At 30.1% G+C, this 14,054-nt stretch carries 10 protein-coding genes; 3 read left to right on the plus strand and 7 right to left on the minus strand.

Translation table 11 applies throughout. From position 1 onward, the window contains the following. Positions 1–2: 2 nt before the first annotated feature. Genes P7122_RS11600 through P7122_RS11610 form a run of 3 tightly spaced genes read left to right on the plus strand, consistent with a single transcriptional unit; the run spans position 3 to position 1,679 of the window. On the plus strand, positions 3–701 hold the full coding sequence (locus tag P7122_RS11600; RefSeq protein ID WP_278005967.1) for a hypothetical protein: 699 nt from the start codon (positions 3–5) through the stop codon (positions 699–701). 41 nt (positions 702–742) lie between these two features. Next, positions 743–1,177, plus strand: a complete 435-nt coding sequence (locus tag P7122_RS11605; RefSeq protein ID WP_278005968.1) for a hypothetical protein — start codon at positions 743–745, stop codon at positions 1,175–1,177. A gap of 7 nt (positions 1,178–1,184) precedes the next feature. Next, entirely contained in the window at positions 1,185–1,679 is a 495-nt protein-coding gene (locus P7122_RS11610) for a YqiA/YcfP family alpha/beta fold hydrolase (RefSeq protein WP_278005969.1), read from the plus strand. Between the two features lie 71 nt (positions 1,680–1,750). On the opposite strand, the gene P7122_RS11615 is transcribed toward P7122_RS11610, so the two are convergent. The 7 genes from P7122_RS11615 to P7122_RS11645 all read right to left on the minus strand — a co-directional run bounded on the left by P7122_RS11615 (position 1,751) and on the right by P7122_RS11645 (position 13,918). After that, positions 1,751–3,097 carry a phospholipase D-like domain-containing protein gene (locus P7122_RS11615; RefSeq protein ID WP_278005970.1) on the minus strand — a complete coding sequence of 449 codons (1,347 nt, stop codon included), beginning with the start codon at positions 3,095–3,097 and terminating at the stop codon, positions 1,751–1,753. Next, entirely contained in the window at positions 3,097–6,447 is a 3,351-nt protein-coding gene (locus P7122_RS11620) for an AAA domain-containing protein (RefSeq protein ID WP_278005971.1), read from the minus strand. Before P7122_RS11620 ends, P7122_RS11615 begins: the two co-directional genes overlap by 1 nt. Positions 6,448–6,529: 82 nt before the next feature. Continuing rightward, positions 6,530–6,640: a YgjP-like metallopeptidase domain-containing protein gene (locus tag P7122_RS11625; protein WP_278006129.1), complete on the minus strand. Its 111-nt coding sequence runs from the start codon at positions 6,638–6,640 to the stop codon at positions 6,530–6,532. 41 nt (positions 6,641–6,681) lie between these two features. Continuing rightward, entirely contained in the window at positions 6,682–9,891 is a 3,210-nt protein-coding gene (locus P7122_RS11630; protein WP_278005972.1) for a type I restriction endonuclease subunit R, read from the minus strand. A gap of 6 nt (positions 9,892–9,897) precedes the next feature. Then, positions 9,898–11,886: a DUF262 domain-containing protein gene (locus tag P7122_RS11635; RefSeq protein WP_278005973.1), complete on the minus strand. Its 1,989-nt coding sequence runs from the start codon at positions 11,884–11,886 to the stop codon at positions 9,898–9,900. Beyond that, positions 11,861–13,297: a DUF262 domain-containing protein gene (locus tag P7122_RS11640; protein WP_278005974.1), complete on the minus strand. Its 1,437-nt coding sequence runs from the start codon at positions 13,295–13,297 to the stop codon at positions 11,861–11,863. Before P7122_RS11640 ends, P7122_RS11635 begins: the two co-directional genes overlap by 26 nt. 18 nt (positions 13,298–13,315) lie before the next feature. Further along, the gene (locus tag P7122_RS11645; protein WP_278005975.1) at positions 13,316–13,918 is read right to left on the minus strand and encodes a hypothetical protein; all 603 of its coding nucleotides are present in this window, start codon (positions 13,916–13,918) and stop codon (positions 13,316–13,318) included. Positions 13,919–14,054: the final 136 nt, after the last annotated feature.

Here is a 14,054-nt window from a genome sequence, read left to right on the forward strand (position 1 = left end):
CTATGGAAAATCAAACATTAGAAAATTTGATTAAAAGAATTTCCCAGCCAGCTATATTCTTTTACCCAAGAAATGTATTTGAAGAGGCATCAGGTATGGATTTAAAAGCACTAGATGTTATAGGAATGACTAATACATTAATTGTTAGGAATTCTATTGGGAATTTAAAACCTATGGAATCGGTTGTTGAAGGTATGCTCATCATTAATAATAAGGAGTTATTAGAATCAAACACCTTTGAGATACTAAAAATGAGCAATTCATTAGACAAAGAGAGTTTTCTTTACTTTCTAAACAAGTACTTTCAAAGTTTAGACACTTGGTTAAGAATTACAGAACTTACACAAAACGATGCAAAACATCAAGCATCAAATTACTTATCAGGAATTCAAAGTTATTTAGAATTGCAACACAAAATCACCTTAAATCATAAAACTGATCTTGTTAAAAGATTTGGTGAGTGGAGACGAATAGCAAACCTCAACAAAACTTTTAATGTTAAGCTTCCATCTTTCGAAGAAATTAAAAATAGAAAACCTATAACAATTCCTAAATCACTTAAAGAAAACCCTGTTAAGAGACTGATGCCTGAAAAGTCAAAACAAAAAACAAAAAAGGCAAAACCAAATGTTAATACTGTAGATGCAGACCTCTTAATTAATGTTTTTAATGTAGATGAAGAATTGTTTAACAATGGTTAAAATTGTAATTTTACGTAAATTAAACGTTTAATTTACGTAAAATGATAAAAGAGACTAAATATTACACCTGCGAATATTGCTTCAAAGAATTTGAACCAAAGCGAAGACGCGTACAAAAATATTGTAGTAATTCTTGTCGCTCCTCTGCATATCAGCAACGTAAAGCTAATTTAAACAACACAAAAGAGAACTTACCTAAGCTTAAAGATTCCAACGCTCCTCAAATACCTCATAAAGAAAAGATTTCAGCGGCAGGAGTTGGAAATGCAGCACTTGGATCGCTAGCTGCGGATGGTGTAAAATCCATTTTTACTCCTCGTAAAAATAGACCTGCAACTAAAGGTGATATAGATACTCTATTGGAAAAATTGGATAATCGTTTTCACTTAGTGAAAAACATGAATCCAAATGCTCTAGGAGCGTATCCATATTATGATTTATTGGAAGGCAAAATAGTATATTTAAGACCACAATAAATCAATTATGACAATATTATATATTCATGGTCTTAATGGCTCATTAAGCCCTGAAAAACGAACAATTTTAGAGCAATATGGTACTGTGATATCACCTTCAATAGATTATCACAATATCCCAAATGCTATAGAGTGTTTATACGACACTTACAAAAACAAAACTATAGATGTTATTATAGGCAGTAGCATGGGAGGTTATACAGGGTTTCATCTTTGTAAACTGATACAAAAGCCAGCTTTACTTTTTAATCCTGCTCTAGCTTCCAGATCAGTTGAACAGCAAACACCTATTACACCTTCTAATAATGGAAATAACATTTCTATAGTACTAGGTGCAAAAGACACCGTTGTAGACCCAAAAGGAACACTAAATTACATTGGTGACCATCTTAACACAGATCAGCATATTGATATTAAAATCCTTCCATATTTAGAACACAGGATTCCTGTTGATGTTTTTGAGGAGGCTGTTTTAAAATTTTTAAAAAATAAAAGGGCATAAAAAACTTGTAATTGCACACTTTAGATAAATAAATAGATTTTAATATTTATATTAATGTCTTCTAAATGTTATCATTTCAAGTTAAGGTTAATTTCATATTCTTTCAGGGTATTTTCCCATTTCATTTCCACATTTTGAGGAATTAATGTGCTTTCTTCGTTTGCTATTTTTTGACCTTGTTCTTTATTGAACGATAGAAAATTAAAACTTCCGTTTATATAGTAGTCGTTGTCCTTAATAATTAGTTTTTTGTGAGTTCCTGTCATTCTAAAATTACCTATTTTATCAAAATGAGTAGGCAAATGTATTAAATGAAAGTTTTCATACAGGCTAGCCAATCGCTCCATTTCCTTTTCAGCTTTTCTATGATGTTCATCTTTTTCTTCAATGCCGTATAGTACAATCACATTCACATTCCGTTTCAATGCTTGTTCAAAGGCTTCAATATATTTCAAAGTTGCACGCTTTATCCAAGGGCTTTCTATCAGTATTTTAGATTTAACTGTTTTTAATGCTTCAGCAAATTTTTCTTGCGTTTCCCAAACGGATAATGTTTGTAGTTCAATTAGTTTATGCTCTTCAACTACTGATTTAAAGACTTCTAAATTTTCTTCTTGAATTTTTGAAAAACTAGTTCTTTCAGAATCCGATAATAGATCGATTAACTCCTGATGTCTATTTTTTAAAATTCCAGTTACTCTTTTTTGTTTAGAAATATCTTTATCTATATTTCTGATTTCCATATACGGCTCTAACTCATTTTCTCTCTCCTTTATTGGAACATACTCAATAAAATAGTACAAACAGAATTCTTTATTTTCACTATCAAATCTTATATTAGACTTGTCATAATCTATTAAATAGGCTGCCCCTTCATTCTTATTTTTATAGATATCAGAAAGCTGTACACTCCTATCTTTTAATAATTCAGGATTTCTATTAGGATATGTTATTTCAGATGGTAATCTTTTAATGTCCTGTTTAACTTGATATGTATTGAAATCTTTATTTAAAGCTTCATTAGATATTCCATCAATTAAAAATTCGAACTCTTCCTCTTCTAGAATTTTTAAAATACTATTATCCTTTACAAATTCTTCTCCTTGTTCGGTTACTAACCAAATACCTGAAGCAAAATCTACAAAGCCTCTTTCACGCAAAAAGTATAATTCTCTTAATACAAAGTCTTCTTTGTTAAGACCTAAAAACTCGATTATTTGTTCTTCTTTATTGTAACCTGCTTTTATTGTTCTTAACAAAACAGAATAGACTTGTTGTATTGATTTTTCAGGCGATTTATTCACAGTTGCGTTAACACGAACTCGTCTATAAGGATATGCAAATTGGATAATTTCATTTATTTTATAATCGCTTGGACATTGTTTGTCTAACTTTATATGTATTTCTTGTATATCCATCAAAATATTTGTTCTACATTTTTAACAATCCAATCTTTCTTCAATTCACTTAAATATTTTTGTAATGCTGGTTTTTGATTTGTGATTTCTATATCTTTTGGCGGTTTTGCACTTAATATGCTATCTAAATTTCCAACAATAATTAATAGTTTTTTTTGCCTTGACAAAGCGACATTAATACGATTTGCATTAGATAAAAATCCTAATGTTTGTTGCTGACTTCTTACCAAATCAAAAATGATAATATCCTTTTCTAAACCTTGAAATTTATCTACGACATCTATAACTACATTGTTAGATTTTACATTTTTAAGTTTACGGTAATTAACTTTACGATTAAGAACTTTTGTTATTTCTTTTTTCTGTGCTGAATATCCTGAAAGAATACCAATTGTGTAATTCTTTACTTTATTAAATTTATCTAAACCATTTAGAAGTTCTGGAATTAATTCAGCACTTAATTTATTTCTAGACGAACCATTTCCGTCAATTTCACTTTTGTATGAATTTCCAATATCAAGAAAGATAATTGAACTATCAATTTTTAAATCAAGATTATGTTCCTTGTCAGAATTTCGTTTGACTGGTTTTATTGGTTCATCTCCTTCTACTTCGTAAAAGCATTTTGAAGTAAGTAAAACTTGATCTTTAGAACTCCTTCTAGATTCCTCTAACTGACTTTTAAAATCGTCATCAATAATTTCTATAATATTTTCAAATAAACTCGGCCTATTGAAATAATCATCCCACTCTAAGTCTTCTGATTCTTTCTTATGTTCATTTCTTAACCATTTTTCAACTTCTCGATTTGCAGTTAGCATTGGTCGTAATTGTCTATGGTCGCCAACTAAAACTAGTTTATCAGCCATAACAATTGGTATTAAAGCTTCTGCTGTGGTTGCTTTACCACTTTCGTCCATTATGACGTAGTCAAACTCAAAATTATATTTTTGATATTTTTTTGATGCAATATGATTTGTTGTTGCTCCAATTACCCTAATGCTATCTATTAATTTTTGATTGAGATTGCTATTCTCATCTAACGAACTAATTGTTGCCAACCAATCATTAAATATTTGTTGTTTTAAAAAATATTCTTCAAAATTTACTTTTACATAACTATTGATTGAAGTTATAAACTCTGTTTCAGAAGTTAAAGATTTTTCTAAACCTTTAAACATATTGAAACGTTCTAGCATTTTTTCTATTTGTTGCTTTTTTACTTTCCATAATTTATTGGAAGAAAGGATTTCAAAAATGGGTAATAGAATAATATTCTCTTTTTCTAGTGCCTTTTTAAATTGTTCTTTATATGGTTTCCAATTGGCTTTAGTTTTTTTTCTTACTTCTTCTTTCCAACCCTCAATTTTTCTGTCTAAAGTATGTTTTTGTAAATTTTTAATTGGTTTTCTGACACCACTTAATCGGACAATTGGAACTTTTTTTTCTAACAGGTTTTCTAACACATTATCAACTGCATCATTTGTTTGAGAAGTGATTAAAATTTTAGCATCAGGATTTTTATTTAAAATTTGAAAAACAATTTCTGTGATTACAGTTGTTTTTCCTGTTCCAGGTGGTCCTTGAATAACTGTTAAAGGTTCTCTATGTATTGCGTTTAGTATTGCAGTTTGTTGATTAGCACTATATCCAAACTCCTTCCCATATTGATCTGTTTGATAAACTTTCTCTAATCCATATTTATCTATAGGTTTTTTTGGAATATCTAGAGGATTAAAAATATAATGTATTAAATCTCTATTTTGAACTTCATCATATTCTACTTTTCTGATAGCATCTTTTTGCCTTCTTTTCTCAACCTCTTGTTTACTTGTATCTTCAAATATGTATCCATTTTTCGGTATCTTATTAAAAGTTAAACCTTCACAATCTCTAAACCTTAAAACTCGTGATCTATTATTGAAATTATAAGCAACTCCAGAAAACAATAATGGCTCTTTCATTTTTTTTTCGTCCACAGTATCACTTATAATAAATTGAATAGGATCTTTATTTTCTTTATCTAAATTCCCTGCCTTGTCAATGTGAGAGTAGATTAAACCATTTTTACTGTATTTTTCGTTGTCTTGAATTTTAAATGAAATTTCATGGTTTCCTTTTTTTTCAAAACTCACAAACCTAAGTCTCAATGAGTTTTTTTTAATTACATCCAATTCTTTATCAACTAAATCTTTAAAGAATTTCAGTTCTTTAGTAATCTCTCTTTTTCCTTTTCTGTAATCTCTTTCGTGTTGCTTTTCTTTTTGTATTTTCTTGAAAAATGGTGTTAAATTAAAATGTTTACCATAACTATATTGCGAAGTGTAAACTATTGGTAAACCCAATGTTGTTCCTTTTTTTAAAACCCTATTATATTTAATTTCATTTCCTGACTTATGCTCATAGTTTCTAATTAGTAATTTGTTTTCAGAAATCAACCACAGGCAGTGGATATTATAGTTATAAGTTATTATGTCAATTAATATATTTCCTCCTGATTTTGGACTAACATCAAACTTTGGTATAAAATCAATTGTTTCATCAATATATTTGTTGTTAAGTTCTTCAATTAATTCTGGGTTAAATTCGCCATCAATTAAAACTGTATTCACATTATCAAACGATATTTCGTTTACTATTTTAGATAATTGCTCTAAAAAAGCAGTGTAATTTAATCTATTAGATGGTAGTTGCTCACAACTTTTATCTATTAGTTTTTTTATTTCTTCAAATTCATTAATTCCATTCTTTTCAAAATACCATTCAATAACTTTACCTATAGAATAGATATCAGATTGATAAGAGAATCCCTTTTGGATATTTCTATCCCATTTTTCAGGTGATGCAAATGCTTTTGCGAAAATCTCTAATTCTTGTGATTGGCTTAATGTTGCGGAAATATCAGAAACTCCAAAATCAATTAAGTAGAAATCAAAGTTTTCATCTACAAGTATATTGGCAGGCGTTATATCTCCGTGAGTAAGTTTGTGTTTTAGATGCAATTGCTGTAAGCAATTTGTAATTTGTTCAATTCCTTTTAAAAAATAAGTTGGTTTAACTTCAGAAACACTTTCTTCTAAAGAAGTTGCGGTTTTGTTTTCGAATATGATGCAATAAGCACTTTGATTTTCGTCCCAATCATATTCAAAAATTTTTGGCAAAGAATTGTGAACTGCTTTTTTTAAGTGTCTTAATTTGTTGTAAAGAATTTTACTCGGTTGCGAGTTTTGTTCAATTCCTTTTATCCATTTGGCAAAATAAATTTCACCACTTTCATCTGTTACTTTTGCGGTTGATGAATAACCTCTGTTTAGGATTTCTCCGTATGGTTGGTATTTGTCTAAAATCATTTAACTAAATTATATCCTAGATCTTTATAAATGTATGATTTAAGTTTTCGTTTTCTGGTTTAGCGATTGGCTTTTTAGTGAGCTACAAATCCATACCAGCACCATTAATTTTTAACCAATGGATTTGCGCATCATAATTCGGCAGTATTTTATCGACCTCGTTCCAAAACAGTTTTGAATGGTTGTTATGAATTAAATATGTTAATCATTAAAGATTTTATTAAAAAACATTTATTAACTGACATTGGAATAAACACTCTTTGCACTTCCATAATAGTTAGTAAAGATATGCTGGTAAACATTGGCTGTTTTTATTCCTACTTCTTCATCTGAATATCGCTCTTGTGGCAAGTACAGTAAATTGTCATAAATTAAGCTTTTTACCTGTGCTTTTATTTGTCTGCTTTCACGCCAGTTATCAATTTTTAATTTTTCTTCTTTTAGGGTTTCAAGAGTTTTGGCTGCTACGTTTTTAACTGCTTTTATTTCTTTACTTGTAAGCTCTTTCCCTTCTTTTAATAAATCAAAAATGGCTAAGGTTTCTTGATCTTTTAAATTTTCACGAACTACACGTTGTTCTTCAAAAGAAAGATCTTTTATAAAATCACTTAAGTTCTCAAACGTCTTCATGGTATCTTCAAGACTTTTTCCTTTGTTATATTCTTCTATGATTTTTTTATATCTATCGTAAAATTCTATCCGTAACGGATTTTCTTTCATCATTTGTTCTAAACGTTGCTCAATCGCATCCTGTAAATTAAACACTAAAGTGTTCTTTCGTGGTGTTTTAGCAAAAGCTGCTCTTAATTTATCAAAATCTAAAGATGCTAAATCAACATACACTTCTTCTTCATCTTCTTTAATTATATTATCTTGAATAGTTACACTTTCGCTCACAATCGCTTGAAGATCCATTATGATTTGCGTTACATCTGCTCCTTTTACATTTTGATTGAGAGCTGTATAAATGGCTTCGATTGCATTAAAATCTTTAACATGCTTCTTTAATTTATCCGAAGGAAATAGTGCTTTGTATTTTCTAAATACATTACGCGCCATCGTCTCAAATGTAGTTCTTGTAGTCTCATTAAGACATACAGCATCTGTTGCTTGTTTTATTTTAGCAATTTTAGACATTGGTTTGGCATCCTTTAACTCTTGTAAAGAAAAATTAAGCTCTTTTAAATAAGTTTTTACGTCTTTAATGGATTGTTTTAACTCTACCTCAACATCTTCTAATGGTTCTACTGGTTTTCCTGGCTTATTTGTATTACCTGACCCTTTACTTCCTTCTCCATAAATAGAATACGCCTTCTCTAATTGCTTATAGACATTACCATAATCGACAATTAACCCATTTTCTTTCTCGTCATCATACACACGATTTGCTCTTGCTATAGTTTGCATTAATGTGTGGCCTTTAATAGGTTTATCTAGATATACTGTAGACACACATGGCGCATCAAAACCTGTAATCCACATGGCACAGACTATTGCTAAACGAAACGGATTGTCTTCGTCCTTAAATTCTTTTTCAAGATTACGCTCAACCATTTTTTTTCGGTGTGTTTCAATGTCTAAATCCATTTTACGGAATTTATCCACTTCATTTTGCTCACCACTGACTACCACACAAACTTCGGTTTCTTTAACTCTATTGTACTTACGTTTTAGTTCTTGTTCTTCTTGTTGATCTGTTGCATTATCTATGCGCTTTTGTAGTTCTTTAAGGTATTCTGGCCAATATTGCTGTACCAAATCGTACATCTTTATCGCAGTAGGTTTATCTAAAGCCACATACATGGCTTTACCTTGATAACCACGTTCGTTAAAGTGCCAAACCAAATCTTTCGCAATAGCTTCTAATCTTGGTTGAGACGTTAATATTGGATAATCTCTATTAAAAAGGTATTCTAATTTCTTTTTTTGGTCGTCATCTAAATCTTCATTTTCAAAAACCTCAGCCATTTTCTCATCCAATTCTGGATTAATAATGTCTAGCTTTTCACCTCTATTCAAGTATCGCAAAGGAAGCGTTGCTTCATCTTCAATCGCTCGTTTAAAATCATAAATAGACACATATTCACCAAAAATATTTTTGGTAAGCTCTTCCTCTTCTTTTATAATTGGTGTTCCTGTAAAGCCTAAATAGGATGCATTTGGCAAACCATGAAAACGCATGTTTCTTGCATAAGTACCTGACTGTGTACGATGGGCTTCGTCACTGATGACGATAATGTTTTTTCGCTCTGTAATAAGTGGATATTCGCTTTCTACTTTTGGGTCTATCGAAAATTTATGAATAAGCGTAAATACATAACGGTGATTTTCGGCTAATAACTCTCGCAAATGCTCACGACCTGTCATGCCTTTTTTCTTACCAGCTATTATATTTTTGTCGTTTACAACACCAACACCAGAAAATGTATCATATAACTGATTTTCTAACTCGGTTCTATCAACCGCAATTAAAAACGTATAAGAACCACCAAGTTTACGATGAATTTTTTCGCATAAAAACACCATAGAATAGGATTTACCAGATCCTTGCGTGTGCCAAAACACACCAAGTTTACCTTCTAGATCCTCTATATTATCAACATTGTCTATAACTTTATTGACACCAATGTATTGGTGGTTTTTAGCCATTAATTTAATAACATCTCCTTGAGAATCATCAAATAAGAGAAAGTTCTCAAAAATATCCATCAAACGATGTTTGGCGCAGGTACCACGTAGCATAGTATCTAAGCTAACTTCACCTTCTTCTTCCTCTTCTATACGTTTCCACTCTAAAAAGAATTTGTAAGGGCTAGTTATAGTACCTACTTTAGCATCTGTACCATTACTCAAAATCACAAATCCATTGTTATGAAACACATGTGGTATTGTATCTTTATAATCTTTTAAATTATCGTTGTAGGCATGACGTAAATCTTGGTGATGCGCTTTTAACTCAAAAAACACTAAGGGAATACCATTTACAAAACCTACCACATCTGGTCTACGTAAATACAGCTCTCCTAAAACCTCAAACTGTCTAACCGCTAAAAAGTGATTGTTTTCGTAATTTTTAAAGTCAAATACTTTTAGCTTAGTTTTAACCAATTCGCCTTTAGTATTGGTATAACTTACTGGCACACCATTTTTAAGATAGTCGGTTTTTTCTTTATTGATTCTACCTAAAGTTTGATCTGCTACGTTTTGGGTAATTAACTCTATTGCCTGCTCATAAGCTACATCTGGATGATTAGAATTGAGTTTTTGTAATGCTTGTAATAGGTAGCGTTTTAAAACCACCTCGGTTTTATCTTCTCTACCTAATAAACCTTCTGTGCCGAAAGATTCTTTTTTCCAAGCAGTCACTACAGTCCACCCTAATTCTTCTAACACATCTTGTGTAGCTTGCTCTATTAAACCGTCTTCTGAATATTCGTAGCTCATGATTGTTTAGTTTTCTAGATGGTTTACAAATAATTTTATCACTTGTCTTCGGTGAAGTTTACATTTAGCCCAACTCCATTTGTCATTATTAAAAATCAAATCAGATTTTAATGAATCTAATCTTTTTTTATCCATGAAATCTACCTTTTTAGAATTAAATGTTTTATTACTATACTCAGAATTCATTCCAGGTGACAATAGAACTAAATTACCAAAATCGTTTTGCTTGTTAACCCTTTTTTCTTCGGAATCTGTTAAATCGAAGACAATATTTACGTCCTCAGGTTTTGGGTTCTGAGGTGAAATGTGTTCAACGGAATTTTTGGCGGTCATTTTATAATCTTGCCAACTATCTTTTTTGTTAAGAATATCTCTATTTAACCACAGAATATACTCCAACTTATAAAACCAATAACTCGGATACGATGTACCTAATTTTGATTTTAAAGTTTTCTTTACAAAATCTGTGTTACCTTTTAGTTCATTGACTCCATATTGCATGACTTCAAAACTTATCGTTCTCAGATCCCTTCTTTCATTACAAAACATTTCATTATCTAGCTTTTCAAGGTAAGTATTAAGTTGACTCGCATCATCAACATCTAGCATTTTGTTAAGAAAAGGTGTTAGCCAATAATGAGTAATTATCTGTTGAGAATGATACAACATGCTTTGCAATAAAGCAAAGCCCTCATTAGTTTTTGGTGCTCTTCTTTGAAATGCTGTTTCACTTTGATACAATCGTTTAATCAAATGAATTTCATCTTTTTGTTCATCATTACTAATCCATTTAATAACATACTTATCAAATTGTTTTCTCACTTTCCAAAGTAAGTTTATAAAAGCCTTGACACTCTTTTCGGTTTCAAAATAAGAACTGTAGCTATTAAAAATCCGAATTAAATCCTTGCCTTTTACTTCTGCACTATCATCTGCGGTTATATCCTTGATTTCTCTAAATTGATAAATTCTTAGTGTATGAAGCAATAACATTGGAAAACTTATGATACTTCTTACCCTTTCACTTTCACTTCCTTTTTTTGATTTCTTTTTTTTAATAGTATCATCTATAACTTCTTGCTCAGTTTCTAAAATCTCTTCATTTAATATATCTAATAAAAAATTACTAGGTTTTTCATCTTCTAGGGCTGATAACCTTCTTAAAATATCATTTGGAAGCTCATCTTGTTTCTCTCCTTTATCAATATCGGGAAAGAGTTGTTTCCATTCTAAATTTGCTACCAATTTTATGTTCTTTTCCAAATAATCATCCATAATAGAACAAGCATCCCACAACAATGCATATTGGTGCATTTCGTCTCTGTTTTTTTTGATTTTACTAAGTAAAGTTGATTTTAAAATTTCGTGTTGTTGTAGCTGAACACCTCTATTATTCATAGCCTCAAAAACTTTATTTTCATCTGTATCACTTGGCATTTTAGTAGCTACCATCAATACATGATTATAAATAAAACTTGAAAACTCTATCCGTTCTTTTTCATCAATTTCATCTTTTAAATAATTTCTAATCAATTCAATTCCGTCACTAATAGGTTCTAGTTCTTTTATTTCATCTTGTGTTAAACTAATTGAAGCGTTGGTATAATTAAAATACTGGTTTGCAAAATCTCTAACCGAAAAACTAATTCTAGCAATTTTTCTTTTTTTCTCGTATGTATAACTAAACTTCCCTAAGTCTCCCTCAAGAACCTTACTAATTAACCAAAGTGTTGTAAAACGTTGCTGACCATCAATTAAGTCTAGTTTATTATTATTCTCGGTGAGCATGATACCTCCTAAATAATAGTTTTTGTCTTTATCAATAAGATATGCCCTGTATAAATCTGCAAGCAAAGTTCTTATCTGCTGTTCTCCCCAAACATATAACCTTTGATAAATAGGAATATTAAACAACAAATCCTTTTCTACAATAGATTTTAGTGTTAATTCAATAGAGGATATCTGTAGGTTACTTGTTTTTATTAATGTATTCATTTAACCATCTTTTCTTATTGTTCAATTGCTTTTCATTATTTCGCACTGCCTCATAAAAATCCAAGTTGTTTTGTAAATAAATTCTTCTTACACCAAATTCACCTCCTAGATCAGATGTTTTTTTATTATAAAACTCATCTGTTGTAATGCTTTCAATAAACCTAAAAACATCTTCAGGTCTATAAGACATTTCTATAACATCTAATAAATTTTGATTATTATCTCTTAGTATTTTAATTACAGTTTGCGATACAATTGAGTTTTGATTAATTCTATAACTACCTAACAAATAATCTAACCATAAGGCACACTCTATTAGTTTTACCTCCTTGAACTTGTCGTAATATGATATTATTGCTAGTCTAAAAAAACTTCTAAAATAATAACTAACGCCACGTAATAACGTATTATATAGATTAGTGAAATCTGCAAATCTATTTTCGATAAAGAGCATTTGATATATAGCAAAATACTTCTCTGTATAAAGAAAAAAACCAATTCCCTTTTGTATGGGTTGTCTTAAAGCAAAAGGATATTGTTCTGCTGTAGTTTGTAAATTTAACGCGTTGGGCTGTACAACAACACCTTGAGATTCACAAAACGTTAGTGAACTGGATAAGGAATTAAAAACATTTGGGTAAAGACGTATTGCTTCACCATCCTTCCCTTTAATAGTTTGTTTTTGAAAGTTGTCTAATATGGCATCTTTAAATTCAAAATATAAATGCTTGCCTTTCCATTGCCGACTTCGCCATAGTATCAAATTAAACAAGTCATTTAAAAATTGTCCTGTATTATTTCTATCCCATTTTTTTGCAAAAATAGCTTGTAAACTTTCTTTCCCTTTTAACTCTCTTAAATGATAAGATTTTAAAAAATCTACAGCGCTAAGCGTTACACCTCTTGCATTTTGACTATCAAAAAAAGTAAATGCCTCATCCTCGGAATTTGTAATAATTACTGTAAATGCTAATTTTGAAAATATATCTTGTATATGTTTTTTTACAACTGTTATGGTGCTTTTTATGTATTGATAGTTTTGCTTTAAATTAGCAGAAGACAATAATGAGTTATACTCTAAATTCCAATATCCGCTTTCTAAAAAGCTTTCATCTTTATTCCATGCATAGTCTGTAATTAAAAGACTAGTAATACGTTGTTGACCATCAATAACCTCATAGGTGTTTTTGTCTTTTTCAAATAGCAAAATTGAACCTAAATAATATAAAGGTGCATTTTCATTGTATACATTATCAATAAAAAAATGATCTTCAAAATCTTTATACAGTTGCTCCAGTTTTACGTAATCCCAAACATATGGTCTTTGGTAATCTGGTAAAGAAACATGTGCATCTGTATCAAAAAAATTCTCAATTAAACATGTACCTACAATTAATTCACTTTGCTTCATCTATACTCTGTCTAAAAATTAATAGCTTAAGTTTTCGTAGTCACAAAATAATTTGTGGATTACAAATTGTTGCTGTAGTAATTTCTCTTCTTTCTTATTTTTATATTTCAGGATAGTTTGTTTAACCTCTTTATTACAAAAAATTATAGCTTGATTGGTTTTGTGTAATGAGGTGTATTTTACAATCTTATCTATGGTTTGCCTCATTTTAACTTTTGCAAAAGAATGGGCAACATTAAAAGCCTCACCATATACTGTTTTATTGCGTGTTGTATTTACAATAAAATCAAACCCGCTTTTATTACCCATATTTAGCTTTATGGTATTTGGTATAATTTCTGGTATCTTTCCGTTAAACATAAGTCTTGCTCCTTCTAATAATACCAAGTCACTAGCAATTCTATTAAGCGCTTCAAAAACTGTTAGGTTTTTATAAGGACCTATTTCTTTTGGTTGTCTTTTAACCAATTGTATCTGCTCTATTATAGCACTGGATGCTGGTAATGAAAACTCATTATTAACAATACAATTTAGATATAATAATCTAGCCTTGCTAAACTCTTGTTTTGTTAAAGGTGTATTGAATTTATCGTATAATATAAATTTATCTGAAGCTTTCATATATGCGTACTTACAGCATCTGTTTACTACTTAAGTTATTTGTTTCAACTCCTCCACAACTTGCCCTGAGCTTACCGAAGGGTCTACCATCCCACTCATTATCCTTGGTAATTTGATATAGTTCCATTTTTAATTA

Origin of the sequence: Winogradskyella marincola (genome assembly GCF_029624125.1) — a bacterium.
In the GTDB taxonomy this organism is placed as follows: Bacteria; Bacteroidota; Bacteroidia; order Flavobacteriales; family Flavobacteriaceae; genus Winogradskyella; species Winogradskyella marincola.

Coding starts and splice junctions, on each gene's coding strand:
- P7122_RS11600 (WP_278005967.1), top strand. CDS start 3: ATGGAAAATCAAACATTAGAAAATTTGATTAAAAGAATTTCCCAGCCA.
- P7122_RS11605 (WP_278005968.1), top strand. CDS start 743: ATGATAAAAGAGACTAAATATTACACCTGCGAATATTGCTTCAAAGAA.
- P7122_RS11610 (WP_278005969.1), top strand. CDS start 1,185: ATGACAATATTATATATTCATGGTCTTAATGGCTCATTAAGCCCTGAA.
- P7122_RS11615 (WP_278005970.1), bottom strand. CDS start 3,097: ATGGATATACAAGAAATACATATAAAGTTAGACAAACAATGTCCAAGC.
- P7122_RS11620 (WP_278005971.1), bottom strand. CDS start 6,447: ATGATTTTAGACAAATACCAACCATACGGAGAAATCCTAAACAGAGGT.
- P7122_RS11630 (WP_278005972.1), bottom strand. CDS start 9,891: ATGAGCTACGAATATTCAGAAGACGGTTTAATAGAGCAAGCTACACAA.
- P7122_RS11635 (WP_278005973.1), bottom strand. CDS start 11,886: ATGAATACATTAATAAAAACAAGTAACCTACAGATATCCTCTATTGAA.
- P7122_RS11640 (WP_278005974.1), bottom strand. CDS start 13,297: ATGAAGCAAAGTGAATTAATTGTAGGTACATGTTTAATTGAGAATTTT.
- P7122_RS11645 (WP_278005975.1), bottom strand. CDS start 13,918: ATGAAAGCTTCAGATAAATTTATATTATACGATAAATTCAATACACCT.